This is a genomic window from Bradyrhizobium sp. AUGA SZCCT0431, assembly GCF_018131065.1.
Classification (GTDB): domain Bacteria; phylum Pseudomonadota; class Alphaproteobacteria; order Rhizobiales; family Xanthobacteraceae; genus Bradyrhizobium.
Genome location: NZ_JAFCLR010000001.1, coordinates 220,859 through 243,993 on the forward strand (window position 1 = coordinate 220,859; position 23,135 = coordinate 243,993).

Genomic DNA, 23,135 nt, shown 5'->3' on the forward strand with positions numbered 1-23,135 from the left:
ATGATCGCCAGATTTCAAAACCTGTCCATTATTGCCAAGATCGCGGTGCCTGCCGCGATCGTCGCCCTTGTGGCAGTCGGGATCGTCGTGCAGGCCTCGATGGCCCTCAGCAACCTGTCCGCGACGGCGGCGAGCCTCGTCGACGGCAACGCGATGCGGGTGCAATACAGCCTGCAGGCCGAGAGCCATTTCAACAGCGCCGCGGTGAGCGAAAAGAACGTCATCCTCTCGGGCACCGACGCCAAGGCGATCAGCCAGAACGTCGAGTCCTATGCCAAGGCCACCGATGCGACGCTGGAAGCAATCGATCGTCTGGCGGCCGTCACCACCGCTCCCGAGCAGCGCCAGTTGATCGACACAATGCGAACCGCGGTCAAGGACCGCCGGGTCGCCAGTGCCAAGGTGTTCGAACTGGCGGCCGCGGGCAAGATGGAAGAAGCCTTCGCCTATTCGCGCAATGTCGCGGCCAAGCATCGCCAGACCGCGATCGCGGCAGTGGGACAACTCATCACCATCAATACGGACGCCATGCGCGCCGCGCGCGACGCGAGCTTCGCCAGCGCCGATTACACCCGTCTCTTGCTCGTGGTCGGGGCGATTGTCGGCCTGCTGCTGGCCTTTGCCATCCTCGGCTGGATCGCGTTCGGCCAGATTGCTCAACCATTGCGGCGCATGACGCTTGAAATGACCAAGCTTGCCGGTGGCGATCTCGATATTTCGATCGTTGGCGCCAACCGGACAGACGAAGTCGGTGGTCTCGCCAAGTCGCTCACCGTCTTCAAGGAGAACGCGATGACGGCGCGCCGGCTCGAAGCCGAACAGCGCGAGGAGCAGATCCGCAAGGAAGCCCGGCAGCGCGCCATCGAAGGCTACATCGCAACCTTCGATGTCCAGGTCTCGGAAGCCCTGCAAACGCTGACCGCGGCGTCGGCCGAGATGCACGCCACCGCCGGCAGCATGACGGCAACGGCCGAGGAAACCAGCCGGCAGGCCACCGCCGTCGCCAACGCCTCCGACGTCGCCTCCGCGAACGTGCAGACGGTTGCCGTGGCGACCGAGGAACTGCATGCGTCGATCAGCGAAATCTCGCGCCAGGTGGCGCAGGCATCGGAGACGGCCAATCTCGCCGTCGACGAGACCAATCGCACCAACAAGACAGTCGAAGGGCTGGCCGAAGCGGCACAGAAGATCGGCGAAGTCATTTCGCTGATCCAGAACATCGCATCGCAGACCAACCTGCTGGCGCTCAATGCCACGATCGAAGCGGCGCGCGCCGGCGAGTCCGGCAAGGGCTTTGCCGTCGTCGCCACCGAGGTGAAGGCGCTTGCCACCCAGACCGCCAAGGCGACGGAAGATATTTCAGCCCAGATCGCCGCGATCCAGCAGGAGACCGGCAACGCCGTGACGGCCATCAAGACGATCGGGACGACGATCGCCCAGATGAACGAAATCGCCACGGCGATCGCTGCCGCGGTCGAGCAGCAGAGCGCTGCCACCCGCGACATTGCGCAGAACATCCAGGAAGTTTCGAAGGGGACGACCGAGGTATCTTCGAACGTCGGCAGCGTCAACGACGCCGCCAACGAGACCGGCGCCGCGGCGTCGGAAGTGCTGACGGCGGCTGACGACCTCAGCCATCAGTCGGAGAAGCTGCGCGCCGACGTCAACACGTTCCTCGATCTCATTCGCGCCGCCTGATCCGCTTCTCGTTGCCCGAGAACGGGATCAACGCCATCGCGCTCGTCTCCTGAGCGCGATGGCCGCGCCCGTTACCAATACGGCCCGAACCCGAAGCCGAATGTGAACGGCGCCGGTGCGTAATAGGGGTATGGCCGGTAGTAAGAGGGCCGCGCGTAGTAGCGGGGTCCGTAATACGGCCGGTAGTACGAGCGATAATACGGCCGATAATAGCCGTAACCATAATGGCGCCCGTAATAGCGTTGCGCGCTGAAGTCGGTCGCACCGGACGTGCCGGCGGTTTGTTGCTTCATTTGCGGCGATGCCGCGGCCGCCGAATTGACCGCCGCCGGGCCGGCAAACACCAGAGCGCCCGCGACAGCAGCTGCTCCGATCAAGGTCTTCATGACAATCTCCCTCTCTCCTGATCAAGACCATCAAATAACAAGCAGCAATCGCGCCCGTTTCGTGGCAGTAAACTTGAAGTGAAAACAGACCCGCGATGAACGGGCCTGCTCACTTCACATACGCAAAGCCGCGATCACCAGCGGCGATAATGATGATGATGCCGACGGTGGTGATGATGACGATGCCAACGATGATGGCGATGCCGCCATCCCGCCTCTGTCGTCTCAGGCCTGACATCCTCCTGGACGGCCGCGGCAGCGCCGGGATTGCTGAGCGACAACGCGTTAGCGCGCTCGGTCGGAGCGGCTATAACGAGCATGGCGCCAACGGCGGCAAGCCCTAGAACTTTCGTCACCTGCATATGTAGTCTCCTTGGTCCTCCAGCGATGAGCTTACGCTCACGCGGGGATGTCACGTCCGTGGCCGACGGTTTTTCGACAAGCATGCCGCATCGCCGCGACGCAGTTCACAGCTTGAAGCTGATGACGTGAATGCGAACTGAATGACTCCGCCACGAAAATGACTCCGCGATGAAGATGCGGCGTGCACGCCATCGTTCCCGTCATTTTCATCGGCGCGCGCGCAAAAACCGGCGCAGACGATCGTCGTACCGCCTTCAGTCGTTTCTCTGATGGGAGAGTGTCATGCCGCCATCACGCATGAGCGCTTCGCCGGGGCCGGGCGACGGCATGGGACGGCAAGCCATTTCCAGGCAAACGGCGATGACCGTCCTCGTGTCTATGGCGTGTCGGCGATTGCGGCCTGCGTGAGCTTGATCGGCGCAGTGCGCCGCAGCTAGCCGGGCCGCCAGTAGCAGTTCATGCGCGGCGTGATAACGGTGCCGCTCGGCCGGTATTCCTGCACATAGGTCGCGGTGCAGCTGCGTACCGCATTCGGCCCCGGATTGTAGCGCGGGTAGACATCGGGTTCCCACTGCTCCTGCCGGTAGATCGGCACGCGGCGGAGCGGCCGCCGGCGTTGTGCGGACGCGTCGGTGGCCGCCGGCTTCGGCATCTGTGCGGTGCGTATCCCTGACGGTGCCGTCTGAGCCCGTGCACCGCCATCCGGTAACAAGAATCCGGTCAAAATCGCCACTACCGCCGCCGTCACAATCCGCTTCATTCCGCCCACCCAAAGCCTGTTATCGGGCGGTACGGTCTCCGATTGCCGCGCCAAGGTCAACCGGGCGATGTTATTCAAAATCAATAGGCGCGCAAAATGAGTAGGCGCGTCGTTGGAACACGCGCTAAACAGGCACGATGTGGAAGGAAGCAAAAGCACCGTCGCTCGCCGAAATGGAAGCCATGGCGCATGAGGTTTTCGAGCGCCTGCCAAAGGGCTTTCGAACCCTTTGCGAGGGCGTGATCATCCGCGTCGACGATTTCCCCACCGACGAGGTCCTCGACGAGATGCAGGCGCAAAGCGAGTTCGACCTGCTCGGCCTGTTCCAGGGCGTCGGCCTGCCGCACCAAAGCAATAACGACGTCGCCCGCCTGCCCAATATGATCTGGCTCTACCGGCGGCCGATCCTGGACTACTGGGCCGAGCATGAGGAAACGCTCGGCCACATCGTCCGCCACGTGCTGATCCACGAAATCGGCCACCATTTCGGCCTGTCGGACGCCGATATGGAGGCGATCGAGGCCCAGGCAGGCTAGAGCGTTTACAGCCGAAAGCCGGCCCCGTATTTGATGCGAGGTGGCGGGCTGCTCGGGCCCGGAAAACGCGCCAAACAAGGGCCCCATGCGCAAATTGGCCTTTTGCCGGGGGCGATTTCGCGATAAATCAGCGAGCCTATCCCCTCATTTCAGCCGGGAAGTACGTTCGATGGACAAGTTCACCACACTGGAAGGCGTTGCCGCGCCCCTGAAGATCATCAATGTCGACACCGACATGATCATTCCGAAGCAGTATCTGAAGACCATCAAGCGTACCGGCCTTGGCAAGGGCCTGTTCTCCGAACAGCGCTACAAGGATGACGGCAGCGAGAATCCGGACTTCATCCTCAACAAGCCGGCCTACCGCAATTCCAAGGTGCTGGTCGCCGGCGACAATTTCGGCTGCGGCTCGAGCCGCGAGCACGCTCCGTGGGCGCTCTTGGATTTCGGCATCCGCTGCGTGATCTCGACCTCGTTCGGCGACATCTTCTACAACAACTGCTTCAAGAACGGCATTCTGCCGATCCGCGTCACCCAGGACGACCTCGACAAACTGTTCGACGACGCCGAGCGCGGCGCCAACGCGACGCTGACCATCGATCTCGCGGCCCAGGAAATCCGCGGCCCCGACGGTGGCAAGGTGAAGTTCGAGATCGACCCGTTCCGCAAGCATTGCCTGCTCAACGGTCTGGACGACATTGGCCTGACGATGGAGAAGAAGACTTCCATCGACACCTACGAAGCCAAGGCCAAAAAAGAGCGCGCCTGGGCCTGATCGCAAAAGCGGGCCTCGCTCGACACTAGTGAGGCGACGCCGATGCGGCCTGACGTCGTCACCTTCTGGCATGGCCCGCTCGATGCGCTCCGGCGGACATGCCTGCGATCGCAGGTCGCAGCGGGCCACAAGGTCACCGTCTACAGTTTCGACCCGCTTGCCGGCCTGCCCGATGGCGTCGGCAACGCCGAGGCCGAAGCGATCCTGCCGCATTCCTTTTCCGAGCGACTTCGCCCGCCGCAGCCGGACGGCAGCTGGCGCGACTGGACCATTCTGCAGTTCAGCGATTTCTTCCGCATGCGGCTGATGGCGGAGAAGGCCGGCCTGTGGCTCGACGCCGATGTCCTGTTGCTGAAGCCGGTCGAGATCGATCCTGCAAAACCCTATTTCGCCTGGGAGCGGCCGCGCCAGCTCGGCAATTCGGTTTTGTATCTGCCCCCTAGCGACCCGATCGTGACGGCGTTCGAAAATCTGATCAAGCAGGACGAGCTGACGCCGGACTGGCTGGCGCTACGCCATCACCTGACCTTCATGCTGCGGCAGCTGCGCGGCGGATCGAACCGCCTCTCGGATATTCGCGTGGCGATCTTCGGTCCGGCCGCGCTCACCGCACTGGCGCGCCGTTCGAACGAATTGCAGCACGCATTGCCGAAGCAATCGTTCTATGCGGTCCACGCCGAACCGAAACTGTTTTTCGAGCAGACCGATTTTTCGGCGCTGCTCGCCGATCCCCAAATCATCGGGCTGCACATCTCGCCGAAAGGCCGCGGCGGCCAGCAGCCGATTCCTGGCAGCCTCTATGCTTGGGCGACGGAGAAGTTTGGGGGCTAAACTCGGCTTCGCCTTTCTTCCTTCTCCCCTTGTGGGAGAAGGTGGCGCGGACGAAGTCCGTGCCGGATGAGGGGTCTGCATCCGCGGAGAGAACCCCTCACCCGTCTTCGCTTCGCGAAGCCACCCTCTCCCACAAGGGGAGAGGGAAGCAATCAATGCCCCATCGCGGCGATCGCGTCCGCAATGGCGATGGTGCGCTTGGCCATGTCGGCGTGCAGCCGTTCCACCATGCGGCCGTCGAGCTGGATGGCGCCGCGGGAGGCGTTTTCGGGCTGCTGGAACGCCGCGATGATCTTGCGGGCTTCCACGACTTCCTCCGCCGGCGGCGTGAAGATCGCGTTGCAGGCCTCGATATGGCTCGGATGGATCAGCGTCTTGCCGTCGAACCCGAGATCGCGCCCCTGCGCGCATTCAACCGCAAAGCCATCGACGTTGGCGATATCGCTATAGGGCCCGTCGAGGATTTCGAGGCCATGCGCGCGTGCCGCCAGGATGCAGTGGGTGATCATCGGGATCATCGCAGCGCGGCCCGGCTGCATCCGGATGCGTGTTTCGCGCGAAATGTCGTTCGGCCCGAATACAAAGCCCGCGAGACGCGTTTCCGAATCCTTCGACGCCGCGGCGAGCTTGTCCGCATCCAGCACCGCGCGCGAAGTCTCGATCATGGCCCAGACCCGGATCGAGGTATCCGCGCCGATGTCGCTGAGGCGATTGGCGATGGCGTTGAGATCCGCGACGCTGGAAATTTTGGGAACCAGGATGCCGTCGGGCCGCGCCTTGCCGGCCATGGTGACGTCGTCGATCCACCACGGCGTATCCAGGCTGTTGACCCGGATCAGCACCTCGCGCTTGCCGAACCCGCCGGCCGCGACCGCCTTGGCGATCTGGTCACGGGCCAGCGCCTTGGCGTCCGGCGCCACCGAATCCTCGAGGTCGAGGATGATGCCGTCGGCGGCAAGGTTGCGCGCCTTTTCCAGCGCCCGGGCGTTCGATCCCGGCATGAACAACAGGCTGCGGCGTGGACGGATCATGGGCTGGTTTCCTAAGGGGCTTTTTGCACCCCACGCGATATCATTTCAAACAGCCGGCCGAAAGCCTTGTTCCTGTCATCGGTCTATGGTTAGGCAAGGGCCATGACTGCATTTCCGCAACATCTGCTCGACGGCTACCGGACCTTCACCTCGCAGCGGCTGCCTACAGAACAGTCACGCTACCGGGAACTGTCCGAGCGTGGCCAGTCGCCCGCGGTGATGGTGATCGGCTGCTGCGATTCCCGAGTCTCGCCGGAGGTGATCTTCGACGCCGGCCCAGGCGAACTGTTCGTGGTGCGCAACGTGGCCAATCTGGTGCCGGTCTATCAGCCCGACGGCGGCGCCCACGGCGTATCCGCGGCGCTCGAATATGCGGTCAATGCTTTGCGCATCAAGCACGTCGTGGTGCTCGGCCATGCGCAATGTGGCGGCATCCGCGCCTTCATCGACAAAATCGAACCCCTGTCGCCCGGTGATTTCATCGGGCGATGGATGCAGATGTTCATCAAGCCGGGCGAAGTCGTCGAGCAGCGTGACCGTGAGTCGATGCAGGAATTTACGGTGCGGATCGAGAAGGCGGCGGTGTTTCGCAGCCTCGAGAATCTAATGACGTTTCCGTTCGTCCGCACCTTGGTCGAACGCGGCGAGATGAGTTTGCACGGCGCCTATTTCGGCGTCGCGGAAGGCTCCCTGTTCGTACTCGATCCGGCGGCGAAGGAATTCCACGCCGTCAGCGAGATGCAGGGCAGCGTCTAAAGGCTACGCCGCCTTCTAAGCCGCCTTCTTCTTGGCGCTGATCAGCTTGCGGTTGATCAGGCATTCGGCGATCTGCACCGCGTTCAGCGCCGCGCCCTTGCGCAGATTGTCGGAGACGCACCACAGCGACAGCCCGTTCTCGACGGTGGCGTCCTCGCGGATGCGGCTGATATAGGTGGCGTCTTCGCCAGCCGCCTCGTACGGCGTGACGTAGCCGCCGGGCTCATGCTTGTCGATCACGAGGCATCCCGGCGCATTGCGCAGGATGTTGCGCGCTTCATCGGCGGTGATCGGATTCTCGAACTCGATGTTGACGGCTTCCGAGTGGCCGACAAACACCGGCACGCGCACGCAGGTCGCGGTCAGCCTGATTTTGGGATCAAGAATCTTCTTGGTCTCCATCATCATCTTCCACTCTTCCTTGGTGTAGCCGTCCTCCATGAACACGTCGATCTCGGGGATGACGTTGAAGGCGATACGCTTGGGGAATTTCTTGTTGACCAGTTCGCTGTTGGTGTAGACGGCCTTGGTCTGCGAAAACAATTCGTCCATCGCATCCTTGCCGGCGCCCGACACCGACTGATAGGTCGCGACCACGACGCGCTTGATCGTGGCCTTGTCGTGCAGCGGCTTCAGCGCCACCACGAGCTGGGCGGTCGAGCAGTTCGGATTGGCGATGATGTTCTTCTTGGTGAAGCCGGTCACGGCGTCGGCGTTCACTTCGGGCACGATCAGCGGCACGTCCGGATCCATCCGCCAGGCCGACGAATTGTCGATCACGACGGCGCCGGCGGCGCCGATCTTCGGCGACCATTCCTTCGACACCGCACCACCCGCCGACATCAGGCAGATGTCGATATCGGAGAAATCGTAGTGCTCGAGCGCTTTGCACTTCAGGGTGCGGTCGCCATACGAAACTTCCACGCCGAGGCTGCGGCGTGACGCCAGCGCCACCACCTCGTCCGCGGGGAATTTGCGTTCGTCGAGAATGTTGAGCATTTCCCGCCCGACATTGCCGGTCGCTCCGACCAGCGCGACTTTGTAACCCATCGTTCACTCTCCGACGAAAAATGCCGTCCCCCCCGCCTGCGGCGGAAAGGGAAGAGGCAGCGCTTCTATGCGAGAAACACCCTCAAGACAACGTTTGCAAGAACGTTTGACCGTTGCGTTTGGGCGTTTGATGCAGTCCTTTTCGGCCGAACCGGCCCATTCCCATTATACAACGAGGATCCATCCGGCGCTGGCCAGCTTTGCGGACGAGCTCTGCGGTACGCTGGTTCGCCTGGTTGCGTATGTAATGACCCTGGCCCTGCTCGCCATGGGCGGCATGGCACTGTGGGAACAATTGCCCGATGCCGCGGCGATGGACCCCTCGTCCAGGGACGCCTCATCATTGAAGGACGCCTCATTGAAGGACGCCTGGAGCCTGGTCGACCGCTCGTCGCGCGCTTTTGCCGTCAGCCAGTTTGATCCGCACGATAAAACAGAGGCTTACGAGATTTTTCGGCACCCGAAGGGCGGCCGCCGGGATGTCTTCCAGTGGCGCGGCGCCGACAAAAAGCCGGTCGCCGAACTCGAGATCTATCGGCCGGGCGGCGAACTCGGCCATGCCGGCCCCGCGATCGCGGAGATCGCCGCCCGAATGGACCCGGGCGATCTGGAAGCCGCGGGCCTGATCGACAGCAAGTTCGGCGCCGTGACCTTGCTGCGCCTGATCAGCGGCGCTGAGGCGGCCCGCGGCTGCCTCGGATTCATGAAGCGCGTCAGCGACTCCAATTTCCGTATCTCCGGCTGGTCGTGCCAGGGCGACAGTCTGCCGGCCCGCCGCGCCGCGATCTCCTGCATGCTGAACCGGCTGACCCTGCTGAGCACCGGAAACGACCCGAAACTGGCGGAAATATTCGCCCGCGCCGAACTCAGGCGCGCGGACTGCGCGACATCAGCCGCGCCGGCCCTGTCGGCGGATTGGCTGACCGGCGGAGACAACCCGCAATTGCGCGGCGCCTTCTAATTGCCATACCGCGCCAAGATACTGGTTTTCATGAAACTTTTTCGCCAGTGCCGGCATTATTGTGGTCCGGTGTGGCGCAATTGACCTAGTGACGCCCACCCTGCCGCGGCTACAATGAGCGCCAACCCGATTTGGTGATCGGCCCCAAGGGCTGACAATGACGAGGATGCGATGACCCCCAAATTCCCTGCTGCGAGCAAGCTCGTGGTGATGCTTGCTGCAGCCGCCCTCGTTGCGGTCGCCGCGACGGAAGCCAGCGCCCAGTCCAGGGCCCAATACGACAAGGACGGGCGTCCTTATTACGGACGCAGTGGCCCCAACCGGGTCTACCAGCAAGGTCCGAATACCCGCGTTTACGTCACGACGCGCTCCTGGCTCGACGCCGGCACCGAAGTCTTGCCGGGCGACCGCAAATTCCAGGATTACGCGTTTCCGCCGGATCTCGGCTACCCGTCATTCGCGCGCGAAAATCTCAATCGCCCGATCGACCGTCAACCGCTCAACCCGCCGTCGGACATGGGCGGCTATCCGCAGCGCTTCCCGCTGTATTGATTTATTGAGCTAAACTAACGGTGTCGTCCCGGCCTTGAGCCGGGACCCATACGCTGCGGCCCGTCGATCTAAGCAAGCTGCTCGACGACTTTCTTCGCCATCATAACCGACTGTGGTTATGGGTCCCCCGATGCGCAATCGCGCATCTGAGCTCAAGGCCGGGACGACGATGCGGAGAGGTTCTGCCGTTACGCGTGCAGCTTCTGCAATTCCTTCAAAATCGCATCGCCCATCTGCGTGGTGCTGGCCGCCGTCGTCCCCTCGGACTTGATATCAGCGGTGCGCAGGCCGCTGGCGAGCACGGCGGCGATCGCCGCGTCGACCTTGTCGGCAAGTGCGCCCATGTCGAACGAATAGCGCAGCGCCATGCCGAACGAGGAAATCATCGCGATCGGATTGGCGAGGCCTTTTCCGGCAATATCGGGCGCCGAGCCATGCACCGGCTCGAACAGCGAGCGGCGCTTCTTCGTCTTGGCGTCGATCTCGCCGAGCGAGGCCGAGGGCAGCATGCCGAGCGACCCCGTCAACATCGCCGCGATATCGGAGAGCATGTCGCCGAACAGATTGTCCGTCACGATGACGTCGAACGCCTTCGGCGCCTTCACCAGATTCATGCCGCCGGAATCGGCGAGCTGATGCTCCAGTGTCACGTCCTTGTATTCGCGGGCGTGCACCTGCGTCACCACCTCGTTCCAGAGCACGCCTGACTTCATGACGTTGCGCTTTTCCATCGAGGTCAGCTTGTTGCGGCGTTTCCGCGCGAGATCGAAGGCGACCCGGGCGATGCGCTCGATCTCGTAGGTGTCATAGACCTGGGTGTCCACGGCACGCTTCTGGCCGTTGCCGAGATCGGTGATGGTCTTCGGCTCGCCGAAATAGACGCCGCCGGTCAGCTCGCGGACGATCATGATGTCGAGACCTTCGACGATCTCGCGCTTCAGGCTGGAGGCGTCCGCCAGCGCCGGATAGCACACCGCCGGGCGCAGATTGGCGAACAGGCCGAGATCCTTGCGCAGCCGCAACAGGCCGGCCTCGGGCCGCACGTCATAGGGCACCGCGTCCCATTTCGGACCGCCGACCGCGCCGAAGATCACGGCATCGGCCGCCGTGGCTTTGGCCATGTCGCCTTCGCTGATCGAGACCTTGTGGGCATCATAGGCGGAGCCACCGACCAGCCCCTGCTCGGTCTCGAAACGGGCGATGCCCTGCGCATTCAGCCAGTCGATCAGGCGTTTCACCTCCCCCATCACTTCGGGGCCGATGCCGTCGCCGGGGAGAAGCAGCAGTTTATGGGTCGCCATGATCAGTTACCTCGGAGCTTGTTTGGTTGTCATTGCCGGGCGTAGCCGTCTGAAGGACGGCGTCGCTTCCGCTCGCCTCTGACCCGGCAATCCATCTTTTTTGAAGACGATGGATGCCCGGGTCGAGCCCGGGCATGACAGGCGGAGGAATTCCGCGGGAGTGCTAAAGCGCCCGGGGCGGATTGGCAAGGCGGCTTGGACAGGCCACAAAGGCTGGCAAGCCCGCCCCAAGACGGACATCACGCCCTCATGACCGCAGCCATCCTGTTTGCCTTTGCCTCGGCCGGCTTCCTGGGCGCGGGCGTCGTAACGGCACAATTCGGGCTGCGCACGGTCGAGCCGCTGTCGGGAGCGGCGATCAGCGTCCCCTCGTTCACGCTATTGTTCCTGCTGGTCTCGCCGCTGCTGCTGGCGGGCGAGCCCGTGGTCTGGCGGGCCCTGCCGATCTTCGCCGCGATCGGGCTGGTGTTCCCGGCGATGCTGACCCTGCTGACTTTTGCCTCCAACAGCGCGCTGGGACCGGTCGTCACCTCGACGCTCGGCAATCTGGCGCCGCTGTTCGCGGTCGCGCTCGCCGTCGTCCTTCTGCATGAGCCGCTCCACCCGCCCCAATTCGCTGGCCTCGTCATCGCAGTCGCCGGCGCCGTGATCATCACCGTCACCCGGCCGCGCGATCTCGGCGACTGGCGAAGCTGGGCCCTGCTGCTGCCGCTCGCGAGCGCCTTGCTGCGCGGCGTGGTGCCGCCGATCGTCAAACTTGGATTGGAGATCTGGCCGAGCCCGCTCTGGGCCTGCCTGATCGGCTATGTCGTATCGTCCTTCGTGGTGCTGACCGTGCAGCGCATCCGCAAGGGGAGCTTCGTCGTGACAGCGCCATGGCCGGGCCGGTTCTGGTTCGCCATGACCGGCATCTGCAACGGCCTCAGCCTGCTGTCGCTGTTCGCCGCCCTGCGCACCGGCCCGATCACGCTGGTCGCACCTGTCGCCGCCATCTATCCGCTCATCACCCTGCTGCTCAGCGCGATGGTGCTGCACCATGTACGGATCACGCCGCGCATCGTCGCCGGCGCGGTGCTGACGGTTGCCGGCGTGGCGCTGGTGCTGATCGGCTGATGTTGCGCAAACGGCACGACACCATTGCTCCCTGCGCGGCTGTGCAAGCCGGCAGCCGCCTGCCACAATCGCCGCCTTGCCGGAGTATCCTGTGAAGGCCGCCGTTCAACCACCCTCCACCGCGCACCCCGCGTGGCTGATCCTTGTTCTATCGCTGGCGCCGACGATCGGTCTTGGAATCGGCCGCTTCGCCTATGCCCTGGTGCTGCCGGACATGCGCGACGCGCTGGGCTGGTCCTATTCCGCGGCCGGCTTCATGAACACCATCAACGCCGTCGGCTATCTCGCGGGCGCGCTGCTCGCCTCGCGCATGATCCGGCGGTTTGGGCTGACGCGAACGGTGCGCTGGGGAACGCTGGCTGCCGTCACCTCGCTGGCGCTCTGCGCCGTCTCCGGCAATTTTTTCGTGCTGAGCTTTGCCCGGCTGCTGGCGGGCATCGGAGCCGCGGGCGGATTCGTCGGCGGCGCGGCGCTGGCCGCCACGATCGCGCAGACGCGCCCCGATCGCGCCAATTTCCTGCTCAGCCTGTTTTACGCCGGGCCCGGGCTCGGCATCCTCTCGTCGGGGCTGATCGCGCCGTTCGTGCTGCAAGGTTTTGGGCCGGGATCGTGGTGGATCGTGTGGTGGGCGATGACGCTGCTCTCGGTCGCCCTGATCGTGCCGTTGCTGCTGGCGCCGCTCGGTGGTGGCGCTGATATCGACAGCGCGGCACCGGCCAGATTCTCGGTCGGGCCGGTGCTGGCCTATCTGCTCGGCTACTTCCTGTTCGGCGCCGGCTACATCGCCTACATGACCTTCTTGATCGCCTATGTCCGCGATGGCGGCGGCGGCGCGGCGGCGCAGAGCCTGTTCTGGAGCCTGATCGGGATGAGTGCGTTCGCAACGCCCTGGGTATGGCGGCGGGTGCTGGCGCTTGATCGCGGCGGCCTCACCACCACAATCATCCTCGGCGTCAACGCGATCGGCGCGGCGCTGCCGATCTTCGGGCACTCGCCGCTGTTGCTGGCGGTCTCGGCGCTGGTATTCGGCGTCGCGTTCTTCGCGGTGGTGGGATCGACCACCGCCTTCGTGCGCTTCAACTATCCGCCCTCGGCCTGGCCTATGGGGATCGCGGCGATGACGATCGCGTTCGGGATCGGCCAGACGCTGGGGCCGATCGTGGTCGGCGCGATCACCGACGCGGTGGGCAGTCTTTCGTTTGCGCTCAACGTTTCCGCGGCGATGCTGGCGACCGGCGCGGTTTTGTGCGCGTTTCAGAGGAGATTGAAGACGACTGCGTAGGGTGGGTTAGGCGAAGCCGTAACCCACCCTTGATGTGGAGAAAAAGATGGTGGGTATCGCTTCGCTCCACCCACCCTACGAAGCTAAATCCCGCTGAACGAATTATATCCCTGGTCTTCCCAGAAACCGCCCTTGTAGTCGTTGGTGACTTCCATCGAGAGCACGTATTTCGGATGCTTGAAGCCGAGTTTTGTCGGCACGCGAATCCTCATCGGAAAGCCATAGGCGCGCGGCAGGATTTCATCTGCGAATTTGAACGTCATCTGGGTCTGCGCATGCAGCGCGCTGCGCATGTCGAGCGGCGAATTGTAGCCGTCCTTGTCGGCACACTGGAACCAGACATATTTGGCGCGCGTGTCGGCGCCGACGATTTTCAGAAAATCGCGCAGCGGCGTGCCGGTCCAGCTGCCGATCGCGCTCCAGCCCTCGACGCAGATGTGGCGCGTGACCTGCTTGACCTGCGGCAGCTTGTACAATTCCTCCAGCGTCCACGACTTCTTGTTCTCGACCAGGCCCCGCACTTCGAGCTTCCAGTCCTTGGCCTCGATCTCGGGGGCCTCGTCGAGGCTGTAATAGGCGTTGAACGGGAACGGCTTGGTGATCGCGCTTTCCGGGAAGGTCGGTGCCATCGCATCGGGATTGAACATCCAGGCCTGCACGCCGTCATTGAATTTCGAAACCTGCTTCAGCATTTCCTCGGCCGAAAAACTGTCCGTCACGTCGCAGCCGGTGAGCAGCGTCAACGCGCCGAGGCTGGCGCCGCCGGAGATGAAGCGCCGGCGCGTCAGGTCCGGCATCGTCTTGACGGCGTCCCGGACCAGGAGCGTCTTGTCGACGCCGGGGATCAGAAGGTTGCGCAAGCGGCCCATAATATCCTCCCAGTATGCTCAGCGACCGATAATCATCGCGCGAAGACTCTTCGGCACCAAAAGTGCAAGCACGACATGAACCACCATGAAGGCGACGATCGCGGCCATGCAGAAGAAGTGGACGTAACGGGCGGCTTCGTAGCCGCCGAACATTGCCGTCAGATATTGCAGCTGCACCGGCTTCCAGATCGCCAGCCCCGACAGCACGATCAGGATGCCGACCACGATGATGCCGGCATAGAGCAGCTTCTGCACGTAATTGTATTTGGTCAGATCCTCGTGGGACAGCTTGCCGGTCAGCGCCGCCTTGGTATCGGCAAGCACGCCCTCCGGCGTGATCGGCAGCAGCTTCTTGCGGAAGCGGCCGGTGGCGAGCCCCAAAGCGAGGTAGATCAGGCCGTTGACCATCAACAGCCACATCGCGGCAAAGTGCCAGAGCAGCGCGCCGCCGAGCCAGCCGCCCAGCGTGATGCTGCTCGAGAAGGTGAAATCGAACAGCGGCGAGGCGTTGTAGATCTGCCACCCCGACATGATCATCAGGACCATCGCAAAGGCGTTGGTCCAGTGCAGGGCCCGCACCCAGGCCGGCTGAATGACCTTGGCCTTGGTGCCTGCTTTGGCGCTGGCTTGGTCGCTGGCGGTGATGCTCGACATGGCCTGATCCGTCGTTGCAATGGGTTACCGGTTTATACGCCGGGAACCGGGTTTTCGTTACTGCCCAGATGCTATCAGATCGATGCAGGGGGCGTATCGAGGTCACAAAAAAGCGAGCCGGGTCGCCCCGGCTCGCCCATCCACGCATCCTGTTGGGACTAATCAGGAGAGCGCGGAGATCACGAAGCCGGCATCAGCACGGTATCGATCACATGGATCACGCCGTTGGACTGGTTGACGTTCGAGATCGTGACCATCGAGGTTCCGCCCTTGGCGTCGACGATCCAGACCTTGCTGCCGTCGAGCTTCACCGTCAGCTGCTCGCCTTCGGCGGTCTTGAGCTTCATGCCGTCCTTGAGGTCGGCTGCGGCGAGCCTGCCGGGCACGACATGGTAGGTCAGGATCTTGGTCAGGGTCGCCTTGTTCTCAGGCTTCACCAGCGTGTCGACGGTGCCGGCCGGCAGCTTGCCGAAGGCGGCGTTGGTCGGCGCGAACACCGTGAACGGGCCCTTGCTTTCCAGCGTGGCAACCAGACCGGCGGCCTTCACGGCGGCGACCAGCGTGGTGTGGTCCTTGGAGTTGACGGCGTTCTGGACGATGTTCTTCGAGGGGAACATCGCGGCGCCGCCGACCATCACGGTCTTTTCCTCGGCGCTGACCGGTGCAGTGACGGTGGCGGTGAGCGCAAGCACGCCAAGGGCGGCGGCGGTCAGATAGGCGATACGGTTCGACATGGATCTTCTCCCGATGATTGAGGTCTCCGGCGGGGGGCCGCCGGTGCTGAGAACAACGACGCTGGTCGGTTGACCGGGATTTCGTCGTCGTTGGCCCGAGCTACGGGAGGTTTTTGGGGCGGTTTCGGCGGATAATTTATCGTGATGGCTGAAACTTTTGGGAGGGCTGTCCGTGGGGGGTGATTCTCGCGATCCTGTGGTCGCGCCACACATGTAACTGTCATCACCCGCGAAAGCGGGTGATCCAGTACGCTGCGGCTTCTCGGTTCAATCACTGGCGTCTCTGGAATACTGGGTCACCCGCCCCCCGTGCGCAATTGCGCACTCGGGCGGGTGACGACAACTGAATATGTCGCTGCGATCTCGCGACACATTGCGCCCGAGTTGCTGAAAATTCTTCGCCCCCCCAATCCAGAGGGCGCAGGGAATGCCGGATGCGCGCTGCACCCGCGGTCTCGTGTGCGAATAGTGCAAAGAAAGCTGCACACGAGCATACAGGGCAGCGGAGGCAATCCGACATTCCCTGCGCAATGGCTTTACGGCTTATAACGCGATCTCCCCGGTCGGGCCGTGCTCGTTGTCACCGTCGCCCCTCGGAAGCGTTAGCTTCTTCGGAACTTGACGCCAGCATACGGGGCATCAGGACCACGCGTCTTTACCGTACGCCTTTGCTGCGCGCGTCAAGCGCAACATCAGCGTCCACCGCAACCCGCCCCTCGTTGTGACGATGGCCAACGCCCCTCTGAGTGGGACGGGATCGCTATTGATGTGCAGGTGATTTGGGGTGGAAGGGAAGAGAAATATTTTTGATTTTCGGAAATTTAGGACTTGACACGATTTCCGGAAAACAGAACTGATTTGCCCGTCGGGTCAGTTTGTCGCGCGCACCCCTCTCCACATCGTCATTGCGAGCCACCGGGTCGCGCGAATGCGCGCCCGATGACAGGCTCCGCGAAGCAATCCACCTCTCCGTGCGAGCTGAAAACAAGAGTGGATTGCTTCGTCGCTTCGCTCCCTTGCGCAAACGCTACGCGTTTGTCGCAGGCAATGACGGTCTCTGATGCATAATGGAGAGTCAACGAGCCGCGCGAATGCAGGCCGCGCTAACGCAGTCATCTAGACCAGCGCTTCCAGTGCCCCCTCTACCGGCCGATCCGCCAGATCGGATCGGGCCAGACGCACCGCGATCCCGACCTTGCTGAGCGTATGCGGGATCGGAGGACTGAACTTGGCGACGCCAACGGTGATGCTGTCAATCAAGGCGAAGCGCCGCAGCAGGCCGATCGCAACCGCTTCCCCGAGCGCTTCCAGCGTTTGATATTTCATCGCGCCGGCGAGGCTGACGGCAGCGTCCACCACGGCATCATAGCGGATCGAGGCATCCAGCCTGTCATCCCGGTGCGTCGGCGCCGCCTTCAGCGTCGCCTCGATGTCGAAGGTGAATTTCTGGCCGAGGCGGCGTTCTTCCTCGAACAGGCCGTGGTACCCGAAGGTCTGCAATCCTGATATCTGGATGGTCGTCAACATGGGCCGCTCCTTCTCAAGGAGGTGGATCGGATTTTTTCCGATTGCCCAGGCGCGCGGCTGAATATCTCGCGCTTCCCGATGGTGCCCCATCTGCGATCGCCAGTCGCGCGAGAGTGCGAGTATACGGGCAAGGTTGACGTGGCTCAAGACCCGTAGCCCGGATGAAGCGAAGCGAAATCCGGGCTGTCGCGTCAGCTGACCGATTTGTCCCGGATTGCGCTTCGCTCCATCCGGGCTACAGGGAACGCAATCAATCATTGCTCGCCGGCGTCTGAATGAAGCCGCGATTGTGTGTCGGGCTGATCAGAATCTCGTTGACGCAGACGCGCGGCGGCAGGCTGGCGACGAACGCGATGGTGCGGCCGCAATCCTCCGGCTGCAGCATCTTCGCCAATTGGGTTTCGTTCGGCGGCACCGGGCGCGATTTCAGGATCGGGGTTGCGACCTCGCCGGGCGACAGGCAGCAGGCGCGCAGCCCATTGACGCATTCGTCCATGTTGAAGGAATGGGTCAGCGCCAGCACCGCATGCTTGGTCGTGGTGTAGGCCGGGCCCGTCATCTTGGAGACATGACGACCGGCCCAGGACGCGACGTTGATGATGCAGCCATCCTGCTGCTTGCGCATCGCCGGCAGCACAGCGTGCATGCAGAACATGACGCCGTTGAGGTTGATATTGACGACCTTGTCCCAGCCCTCCGGTTCCACATCCGCCCAGCTCCGCTTCGGTACGTTGACGCCGGCACTGTTGACCAGCAGGTCGATCCGGCCGTGCTTGGCGAGGATCTGTTCCGCCGCCTTGTTGACATCGGCCCTGTTGCTGACATCGAGTGCGATCGCCTCGGCCTTGCCGCCCTTTTTGGTGATGTTGGCCACGACCCGGTCCAGCTCGGCCTGGCGGCGTCCCGATACCACGACGATCCAGCCGTCCGCCGCGAGATGCTCCGCGCCGGATTCACCGATTCCCGTGCCACCGCCCGTCACCCAGGCCACGCGTTTCCCATTATTTGACATGCAAACTGTCTCCGTTGCTTTTTGAGGGGCGTTTTTGCTAATCCAGCCACCTGATGCCCCTCAGGGAATGTTGCATGAACACCATCGCCAGCGCCAACCTGTTTTCCCGGCTGTTCGACAATCTCGACGATCCCGCCCGGCTCGCGATCGAGACGCATGACGGACACCGCTTCAGCTATGCGCGTCTGATCGTCCGTACGGCGCAGATGGCAAATGTACTGGTCGAGCGGGGCGTTAAGCCCGGTGATCGCGTTGCAGCGCAAACCGAGAAGTCAGTGCAGAGCCTTGTCCTCTATCTCGCAACCGTGCGCGCAGGCGCGGTGTATCTGCCGCTCAACACCGCCTATACGCTGAATGAACTGGAATATTTTATCACCGACGCCGAGCCGTCGCTGGTGGTGTGCGACCCTTCCAAGGCCGACGGCATCGCGGCGATCGCGGCGAAGGTGAAGGCCAAGGTCGAGACGCTGGGGGCGGACGGCAAGGGATCGCTGACAGAGGCAACCGACTGGGCAGGGCCGGAATTCACCACCGTTCCCCGCGCCAGCGACGATCTCGCCGCGATCCTCTACACGTCGGGCACCACGGGCCGTTCCAAGGGCGCGATGCTGACGCACGACAATCTCGCCTCGAACTCGCTCTCGCTGGTCGACTATTGGCGCTTCAGCAAGGACGATGTGCTGATCCACGCGCTGCCGATCTATCACACCCATGGCCTGTTCGTGGCGAGCAACGTCACGCTGTTCGCGCGCGCTTCGATGATCTTCCTGCCGAAGCTCGATCCCGAACTGATCATCAAGCTGATGGCGCGCTCGACCGTGCTGATGGGCGTGCCGACGTTCTACACGCGGCTGCTGCAGAGCCCGGCGCTGACCAAAGACTCCGCCAGGCACATGCGGCTGTTCATTTCCGGCTCCGCGCCGCTGCTCGCCGACACCCACCGCGAATGGGCCGCGCGCACCGGTTTTGCCATTCTCGAACGCTACGGCATGACCGAAACCAACATGAACACGTCGAACCCCTATGATGGCGACCGCGTGGCCGGCGCCGTCGGCCTTCCATTGCCCGGCGTTTCCGTGCGCGTCACCGATCCCGAAACCGGCAAGGAGATCGCGCGCGACAGCATCGGCATGATCGAGGTCAAGGGCCCCAACGTCTTCAAGGGCTATTGGCGGATGCCGGAGAAGACAAAAGCCGAATTCCGCGATGACGGCTTCTTCATCACCGGCGATCTCGGCAAGATCGACGACAAGGGCTATGTGCACATTCTCGGCCGCGGCAAGGATCTGGTGATCTCCGGCGGCTTCAACGTCTACCCGAAGGAAATCGAGAGCGAGATCGACGCCATGCCGGGCGTAATCGAATCCGCCGTGATCGGCGTGCCGCATGCGGACTTTGGCGAAGGTGTCACCGCCGTGGTGGTCTGCAACAAGGGCGCCGACATCAGCGAAGCCTCGGTGCTGCAAGCGCTCGACGGGCGTCTTGCAAAGTTCAAGATGCCGAAGCGCGTCTTCGTCGTCGACGAATTGCCGCGCAACGCGATGGGCAAGGTGCAGAAGAATATTCTGCGGGATACTTACGCAAAGATTTACGCAAAGTAGCGCCATCCCCTGTCCGGGTGATGCGACGCCCGTGCCTGCGCCCACGAAGCGCGAAGCCAAGTTCCGCGATGGCGAGTTCCATGGCGCGCGGCGTATGTGAACGATTTTTGGGCATTGCCATTTAACCGAAAAATTCCGTTTCGCGGATAGCGTGACGAAATGGCTCGTTGTAACTCCCGTGATATTACGGTCGTTCTGAAACGGCGAGCCGGTTTGGTTTTCGGAAGCGATGGCGATCAGGCCAAACCGTCTTCCAGGTAATGTTATCGATGTTGTTGCATGCGGCATCTCGGCGGAAATCCTGCACGCGGTCCGGCACCACCATGAATATCTCGACGGCAGCGGATATCCCGATGCGCTTTGCGCCGAAAGCATCTCCGACCTGGTCCGGATCCTGACCATCGCCGATATTTTTGCGGCGCTGATCGAATTTCGCCAGTACCGGCCCGCGATGCCGCGTGCGCAAGCCTATGAAATTCTCGGCAAGATGCACGGCAAGCTGGAAAGCCCCGCTCGTCAAGGTGTTCAGGGAAGTCGCGTTGAATCGTTAAGGCGAGCGCTTCACTCGATCACTTCATCGGCGCGGGCAAGCAGCGTGGGCGGCAGTTCGAGGCCGAGCGCCTTAGCGGTCTTAAGATTGACGATTAGATCGAATTTGGTCGGCTGCTGCACCGGAAGATCGCTGGCATTAGCGCCACGCAGGATCTTGTCGACATAATCGCCGGCGCGCCGGAACAGGTCGGTGAAGTTTGCGCCGTAGGACATCAGGCTTCCGGCTTCAACATATTCACGCGTACCGGATATCGTCGGCAGCCTGGCATCCAGCGCGAGCGCACTGATACGGGAACGGTTGGTATTGAAGAGCGGGTCGGTCTGAACGTACAGGGCATCGGCGCCAAGCTTGAGACCCCCTATCGCGGGCGCAATGTCTTCCGCGCGCTTGATCTCCAGCACCGTGACCTCGAAATCGAATTTTGGGTTCGCGGCCTTGACCTCACTGACTTCGAGCGCCGCATTGGGGCTGGCAGCATTGATCAGGATCGCCAACCGGCGACGACCCGGAATGATCTCGCGCAACAGTTCCAGACGCTTGCCTGCAAGGTCGGCAGATTGCAGCGAAAGGCCCGTGACATTGCCACCCGGTCGCGCCAGGCTCGCGACGACACCAATGCCGACGGGGTCTCCCACCGCTGCAAATACGATGGGAATCACCGACGTCACGCGTCTTGCGGCGATCACGTTCAAGGGGGCGTGCGTCACAATGATTTCGGCCTTCAGAGCGAGCAATTCGGCGATCATCTCGGGAGAACGATCGAAGCGTCCTTCGGCCCAGCGATATTCGATCTGGAGATTGCGACCCTCGATCCAGCCGAGTTCACGCAGCCGCTGCACCAGGGCGGCGGTCGATTCCTGTTGGGCCGACGGCGTATTTGCGCCAAGAAATCCGATGATCGGCAGCTTCGCCGGCTGGGCGGACGCCGCTAGCGGCCACGCCGCAGCACCTCCAACCAGTGCGATGAACTCGCGTCGCTTCATCAAAGCCCCAACTGAAATGCTTTTGGTTATCTTGGTGCCACCCTTACAGCAGGCTTATCACAAACCGGCTGCCGACAATGAAGAGATAGCAGCCGAACGCGATCTCCAGCCTGCGCTTTGACATCGCATGCGCCGCGCGCACGCCGAGCGGCGCGGTGAGAAGGCTGGTCGGCATCACAAGCAGGGCGCCGATCAGCGAGACGAAGCCGATCGCGAATGGCAGCTGCAGCGCGGTGACGTCCGGATAGCGTGCCGCCGCGGGCCAGCCGGCATAGATGTAGCCGAGCGCGCCGGGGATCGAGATCAGCACCGCCAGCGCCGAGGAGGTCGCGACCGCCTGATGAATGGGACGGCCACAGAACGTCATCAGAAGATTGGCGAACAGGCCGCCGCCGACCCCCATCAGGGTCGACAGCAGACCGATGAAGAAACCATAGAGCCGCATCAGCGGGCCCTTGGGGATGTCGTCGCCGAATTTCCAGTTGTCGCGCGCCAGCAGCAGCCGCGCGGCGGCCGACCATGCCACGCCGACGAAGACGATCTTGAACAGCCGCTCGGGCGCGTAACGCGCGGTGATGCTGCCGGCAATGACGCCGATGATGATCGGCAGCCACCACAATTTGAGCACGCCCAGATCAACCGCGCCGCGGGCGTGATGGGCGCGGAACGAACGGATCGAGGTGGGGATGATGATCGCGAGCGAAGTGCCGATGCAGAGCGGCATGCGCACATCCAGCGGCACGCCCGCAAGGCGGAAGCACTCATAGAACACCGGCACCAGGATCGCGCCGCCGCCGATCCCGAAGATGCCGGCGAAAAACCCCGACACCGCGCCGACCGCAACCAGCATCAGCGCCAGTTCGACAAGCTCGACGAGATTAAGTCCGGCCATCCCAATCCCACCTGCGCGTTGAGGAACACCGCAGCGTTACCGGACGAATCGGGGCGGGACCACTGCCGCGCTGGCGGCGGCTCTCGCGATCAAATGCAGGGCTTGAAATGCAGGGTCGGGACGGGACGCGCGGCCAGGGCGTGCGCTGGATTCGCATATCCGGTCGGCTCTGCGGGAATAGCCAGAACGCGCCCGCGAACGGCCGCGAAGGGACGCCGCCTGCTCCACGATGTGGGCCGCCGGCCGCCCCACCGCCGACCCTTTATACGCGCAGGCGGCGACAGCTCATCACAACAAGCGAACAACGATTCGTTCTTTCAATGAGCCAGTGCAAGCGTGGTATACCAAGCCGCTGATCGCCCTCGTTTCATCCTCGATCTAGTAATGAACGACCGTTCGATTTCGTGGCATTTGATCGTTGCGCTCGCTGGTTCGACTACGTAAATAGAATTGCTTTAACGCGATCCCCGATGGGCCGCACCACGTCCCGCCAACTTCAAAGCCGCCGATGACCGCCAGGATCGAACGACCGCTTTCTCCCCATCTGCAGACCTACCGCTGGACGCTGACGATGGCGCTGTCCATCGTCCACCGCGCCACCGGCGTGGCGCTGTATTTCGGAACCCTGCTGTTGGCCTGGTGGCTGATCGCGGCCGCTTCCGGCCCCGGCGCCTACGCCAATGTGCAGGCTTTTACCGGCAGCTTCATCGGACGCCTGATCGTGTTCGGTTACACCTGGGCGCTGATGCATCATCTGCTGTCGGGCCTGCGGCATCTGGTCTGGGACCTCGGCTACGGCTTCAAGGCCAATGAGCGCGAGGCCATGACCTGGGGCGCGCTGATCGGCGGCATTTCGCTTACCATCCTGGTCTGGATCGTCGCCTACATGACCATCGGAGGCGGACGATGAACGCG

The 23,135-nt window shown here is 62.9% G+C and carries 24 protein-coding genes, 1 pseudogene and 1 riboswitch; of the genes and pseudogenes, 12 read left to right on the top strand and 13 right to left on the bottom strand.

The features are described from left to right. A complete protein-coding gene (locus JQ567_RS00975) occupies nt 1–1,698 on the top strand; it encodes a methyl-accepting chemotaxis protein (RefSeq protein ID WP_212437067.1) in 1,698 nt (565 codons plus the stop codon). 71 nt (nt 1,699–1,769) lie between these two features. Here JQ567_RS00975 and JQ567_RS00980 read toward each other — a convergent pair whose 3' ends face one another. From JQ567_RS00980 to JQ567_RS00985, 3 genes are all read right to left on the bottom strand, one after another. Next, complete coding sequence (locus JQ567_RS00980) at nt 1,770–2,084, bottom strand: hypothetical protein (RefSeq protein ID WP_212437068.1); 315 nt, start codon at nt 2,082–2,084, stop codon at nt 1,770–1,772. Between the two features lie 109 nt (nt 2,085–2,193). Continuing rightward, entirely contained in the window at nt 2,194–2,322 is a 129-nt protein-coding gene (locus tag JQ567_RS38800; RefSeq protein WP_312017326.1) for a hypothetical protein, read from the bottom strand. 558 nt (nt 2,323–2,880) lie between these two features. Beyond that, the gene (locus tag JQ567_RS00985) at nt 2,881–3,207 is read right to left on the bottom strand and encodes a hypothetical protein (RefSeq protein ID WP_212437069.1); all 327 of its coding nucleotides are present in this window, start codon (nt 3,205–3,207) and stop codon (nt 2,881–2,883) included. A 137-nt stretch (nt 3,208–3,344) separates the two neighbouring features. On the opposite strand from JQ567_RS00985, the gene JQ567_RS00990 reads away from it, so the two are divergent. From JQ567_RS00990 to JQ567_RS01000, 3 genes are all read left to right on the top strand, one after another. Next, nucleotides 3,345–3,743: a metallopeptidase family protein gene (locus tag JQ567_RS00990; RefSeq protein ID WP_212437070.1), complete on the top strand. Its 399-nt coding sequence runs from the start codon at nt 3,345–3,347 to the stop codon at nt 3,741–3,743. A gap of 169 nt (nt 3,744–3,912) precedes the next feature. Then, nucleotides 3,913–4,518 (top strand): 3-isopropylmalate dehydratase small subunit, encoded by a 606-nt coding sequence (gene leuD / locus JQ567_RS00995; RefSeq protein WP_212437071.1) that lies wholly within the window; start codon nt 3,913–3,915, stop codon nt 4,516–4,518. Between the two features lie 42 nt (nt 4,519–4,560). Next, nucleotides 4,561–5,349 carry a hypothetical protein gene (locus tag JQ567_RS01000; protein ID WP_212437072.1) on the top strand — a complete coding sequence of 263 codons (789 nt, stop codon included), beginning with the start codon at nt 4,561–4,563 and terminating at the stop codon, nt 5,347–5,349. Between the two features lie 152 nt (nt 5,350–5,501). Here the strand turns inward: JQ567_RS01000 and JQ567_RS01005 are convergent, their stop codons facing one another. Further along, on the bottom strand, nt 5,502–6,380 hold the full coding sequence (locus JQ567_RS01005; RefSeq protein ID WP_212437073.1) for a CoA ester lyase: 879 nt from the start codon (nt 6,378–6,380) through the stop codon (nt 5,502–5,504). Nucleotides 6,381–6,482: 102 nt separating this feature from the next. On the opposite strand from JQ567_RS01005, the gene JQ567_RS01010 reads away from it, so the two are divergent. Next, on the top strand, nt 6,483–7,136 hold the full coding sequence (locus JQ567_RS01010; protein ID WP_212437074.1) for a carbonic anhydrase: 654 nt from the start codon (nt 6,483–6,485) through the stop codon (nt 7,134–7,136). Nucleotides 7,137–7,151: 15 nt separating this feature from the next. On the opposite strand, the gene JQ567_RS01015 is transcribed toward JQ567_RS01010, so the two are convergent. Then, complete coding sequence (locus JQ567_RS01015) at nt 7,152–8,186, bottom strand: aspartate-semialdehyde dehydrogenase (RefSeq protein WP_212437075.1); 1,035 nt, start codon at nt 8,184–8,186, stop codon at nt 7,152–7,154. A gap of 130 nt (nt 8,187–8,316) precedes the next feature. On the opposite strand from JQ567_RS01015, the gene JQ567_RS01020 reads away from it, so the two are divergent. After that, on the top strand, nt 8,317–9,147 hold the full coding sequence (locus JQ567_RS01020) for a hypothetical protein (RefSeq protein ID WP_212437076.1): 831 nt from the start codon (nt 8,317–8,319) through the stop codon (nt 9,145–9,147). Between the two features lie 171 nt (nt 9,148–9,318). Further along, on the top strand, nt 9,319–9,699 hold the full coding sequence (locus tag JQ567_RS01025; protein WP_192739344.1) for a hypothetical protein: 381 nt from the start codon (nt 9,319–9,321) through the stop codon (nt 9,697–9,699). A gap of 188 nt (nt 9,700–9,887) precedes the next feature. On the opposite strand, the gene leuB is transcribed toward JQ567_RS01025, so the two are convergent. Then, nucleotides 9,888–11,000, bottom strand: coding sequence for a 3-isopropylmalate dehydrogenase (gene leuB / locus JQ567_RS01030; protein WP_212437077.1), 1,113 nt, complete (start codon nt 10,998–11,000; stop codon nt 9,888–9,890). Nucleotides 11,001–11,249: 249 nt separating this feature from the next. On the opposite strand from leuB, the gene JQ567_RS01035 reads away from it, so the two are divergent. Then, nucleotides 11,250–12,113, top strand: a complete 864-nt coding sequence (locus tag JQ567_RS01035; protein ID WP_212437078.1) for a DMT family transporter — start codon at nt 11,250–11,252, stop codon at nt 12,111–12,113. A gap of 91 nt (nt 12,114–12,204) precedes the next feature. After that, on the top strand, nt 12,205–13,395 hold the full coding sequence (locus JQ567_RS01040) for a YbfB/YjiJ family MFS transporter (protein WP_212437079.1): 1,191 nt from the start codon (nt 12,205–12,207) through the stop codon (nt 13,393–13,395). Nucleotides 13,396–13,478: 83 nt separating this feature from the next. Here JQ567_RS01040 and JQ567_RS01045 read toward each other — a convergent pair whose 3' ends face one another. From JQ567_RS01045 to JQ567_RS01065, 5 genes are all read right to left on the bottom strand, one after another. Further along, nucleotides 13,479–14,264, bottom strand: a complete 786-nt coding sequence (locus JQ567_RS01045) for a molybdopterin-dependent oxidoreductase (RefSeq protein ID WP_212437080.1) — start codon at nt 14,262–14,264, stop codon at nt 13,479–13,481. Between the two features lie 18 nt (nt 14,265–14,282). Continuing rightward, complete coding sequence (locus JQ567_RS01050; protein WP_212437081.1) at nt 14,283–14,918, bottom strand: cytochrome b/b6 domain-containing protein; 636 nt, start codon at nt 14,916–14,918, stop codon at nt 14,283–14,285. Nucleotides 14,919–15,097: 179 nt separating this feature from the next. Continuing rightward, complete coding sequence (locus JQ567_RS01055; protein WP_212437082.1) at nt 15,098–15,652, bottom strand: fasciclin domain-containing protein; 555 nt, start codon at nt 15,650–15,652, stop codon at nt 15,098–15,100. Nucleotides 15,653–16,768: 1,116 nt separating this feature from the next. Then, the gene (gene folB, locus JQ567_RS01060) at nt 16,769–17,179 is read right to left on the bottom strand and encodes a dihydroneopterin aldolase (RefSeq protein ID WP_212437083.1); all 411 of its coding nucleotides are present in this window, start codon (nt 17,177–17,179) and stop codon (nt 16,769–16,771) included. A gap of 36 nt (nt 17,180–17,215) precedes the next feature. Further along, nucleotides 17,216–17,296, bottom strand: a riboswitch (ZMP/ZTP riboswitch). A gap of 133 nt (nt 17,297–17,429) precedes the next feature. Next, on the bottom strand, nt 17,430–18,191 hold the full coding sequence (locus tag JQ567_RS01065; RefSeq protein WP_212437084.1) for an SDR family oxidoreductase: 762 nt from the start codon (nt 18,189–18,191) through the stop codon (nt 17,430–17,432). A gap of 74 nt (nt 18,192–18,265) precedes the next feature. On the opposite strand from JQ567_RS01065, the gene JQ567_RS01070 reads away from it, so the two are divergent. Both JQ567_RS01070 and JQ567_RS01075 read left to right on the top strand, forming a co-directional pair. Next, nucleotides 18,266–19,792, top strand: a complete 1,527-nt coding sequence (locus tag JQ567_RS01070) for a malonyl-CoA synthase (RefSeq protein WP_212437085.1) — start codon at nt 18,266–18,268, stop codon at nt 19,790–19,792. A 286-nt stretch (nt 19,793–20,078) separates the two neighbouring features. After that, a pseudogene (locus tag JQ567_RS01075) lies at nt 20,079–20,343 on the top strand (HD-GYP domain-containing protein); the annotation flags it as partial. Nucleotides 20,344–20,353: 10 nt separating this feature from the next. Here JQ567_RS01075 and JQ567_RS01080 read toward each other — a convergent pair. Beyond that, nucleotides 20,354–21,184, bottom strand: coding sequence for an ABC transporter substrate-binding protein (locus tag JQ567_RS01080; protein ID WP_212437086.1), 831 nt, complete (start codon nt 21,182–21,184; stop codon nt 20,354–20,356). 187 nt (nt 21,185–21,371) lie between these two features. Then, nucleotides 21,372–22,220 carry a sulfite exporter TauE/SafE family protein gene (locus tag JQ567_RS01085; protein ID WP_212437087.1) on the bottom strand — a complete coding sequence of 283 codons (849 nt, stop codon included), beginning with the start codon at nt 22,218–22,220 and terminating at the stop codon, nt 21,372–21,374. A gap of 508 nt (nt 22,221–22,728) precedes the next feature. Between JQ567_RS01085 and sdhC the strand changes: the two genes are divergently transcribed. Further along, on the top strand, nt 22,729–23,130 hold the full coding sequence (gene sdhC, locus JQ567_RS01090) for a succinate dehydrogenase, cytochrome b556 subunit (RefSeq protein ID WP_212437088.1): 402 nt from the start codon (nt 22,729–22,731) through the stop codon (nt 23,128–23,130). Nucleotides 23,131–23,135: the final 5 nt, after the last annotated feature.

What these genes read in the sequence shown, in the direction of transcription:
- JQ567_RS01025 (WP_192739344.1), top strand. Translation starts at nt 9,319, where the DNA reads ATGACCCCCAAATTCCCTGCTGCGAGCAAGCTCGTGGTGATGCTTGCT.
- leuD (WP_212437071.1), top strand. Translation starts at nt 3,913, where the DNA reads ATGGACAAGTTCACCACACTGGAAGGCGTTGCCGCGCCCCTGAAGATC.
- JQ567_RS01000 (WP_212437072.1), top strand. Translation starts at nt 4,561, where the DNA reads ATGCGGCCTGACGTCGTCACCTTCTGGCATGGCCCGCTCGATGCGCTC.
- JQ567_RS00985 (WP_212437069.1), bottom strand. Translation starts at nt 3,207, where the DNA reads ATGAAGCGGATTGTGACGGCGGCGGTAGTGGCGATTTTGACCGGATTC.
- sdhC (WP_212437088.1), top strand. Translation starts at nt 22,729, where the DNA reads ATGACCGCCAGGATCGAACGACCGCTTTCTCCCCATCTGCAGACCTAC.
- JQ567_RS01020 (WP_212437076.1), top strand. Translation starts at nt 8,317, where the DNA reads ATGCAGTCCTTTTCGGCCGAACCGGCCCATTCCCATTATACAACGAGG.
- JQ567_RS38800 (WP_312017326.1), bottom strand. Translation starts at nt 2,322, where the DNA reads ATGTCAGGCCTGAGACGACAGAGGCGGGATGGCGGCATCGCCATCATC.
- JQ567_RS01085 (WP_212437087.1), bottom strand. Translation starts at nt 22,220, where the DNA reads ATGGCCGGACTTAATCTCGTCGAGCTTGTCGAACTGGCGCTGATGCTG.
- JQ567_RS01015 (WP_212437075.1), bottom strand. Translation starts at nt 8,186, where the DNA reads ATGGGTTACAAAGTCGCGCTGGTCGGAGCGACCGGCAATGTCGGGCGG.
- JQ567_RS01055 (WP_212437082.1), bottom strand. Translation starts at nt 15,652, where the DNA reads ATGTCGAACCGTATCGCCTATCTGACCGCCGCCGCCCTTGGCGTGCTT.
- JQ567_RS00990 (WP_212437070.1), top strand. Translation starts at nt 3,345, where the DNA reads ATGTGGAAGGAAGCAAAAGCACCGTCGCTCGCCGAAATGGAAGCCATG.
- JQ567_RS01010 (WP_212437074.1), top strand. Translation starts at nt 6,483, where the DNA reads ATGACTGCATTTCCGCAACATCTGCTCGACGGCTACCGGACCTTCACC.
- JQ567_RS01070 (WP_212437085.1), top strand. Translation starts at nt 18,266, where the DNA reads ATGAACACCATCGCCAGCGCCAACCTGTTTTCCCGGCTGTTCGACAAT.
- JQ567_RS01035 (WP_212437078.1), top strand. Translation starts at nt 11,250, where the DNA reads ATGACCGCAGCCATCCTGTTTGCCTTTGCCTCGGCCGGCTTCCTGGGC.
- JQ567_RS01005 (WP_212437073.1), bottom strand. Translation starts at nt 6,380, where the DNA reads ATGATCCGTCCACGCCGCAGCCTGTTGTTCATGCCGGGATCGAACGCC.
- leuB (WP_212437077.1), bottom strand. Translation starts at nt 11,000, where the DNA reads ATGGCGACCCATAAACTGCTGCTTCTCCCCGGCGACGGCATCGGCCCC.
- JQ567_RS00975 (WP_212437067.1), top strand. Translation starts at nt 1, where the DNA reads ATGATCGCCAGATTTCAAAACCTGTCCATTATTGCCAAGATCGCGGTG.
- folB (WP_212437083.1), bottom strand. Translation starts at nt 17,179, where the DNA reads ATGTTGACGACCATCCAGATATCAGGATTGCAGACCTTCGGGTACCAC.
- JQ567_RS01050 (WP_212437081.1), bottom strand. Translation starts at nt 14,918, where the DNA reads ATGTCGAGCATCACCGCCAGCGACCAAGCCAGCGCCAAAGCAGGCACC.
- JQ567_RS00980 (WP_212437068.1), bottom strand. Translation starts at nt 2,084, where the DNA reads ATGAAGACCTTGATCGGAGCAGCTGCTGTCGCGGGCGCTCTGGTGTTT.
- JQ567_RS01065 (WP_212437084.1), bottom strand. Translation starts at nt 18,191, where the DNA reads ATGTCAAATAATGGGAAACGCGTGGCCTGGGTGACGGGCGGTGGCACG.
- JQ567_RS01045 (WP_212437080.1), bottom strand. Translation starts at nt 14,264, where the DNA reads ATGGGCCGCTTGCGCAACCTTCTGATCCCCGGCGTCGACAAGACGCTC.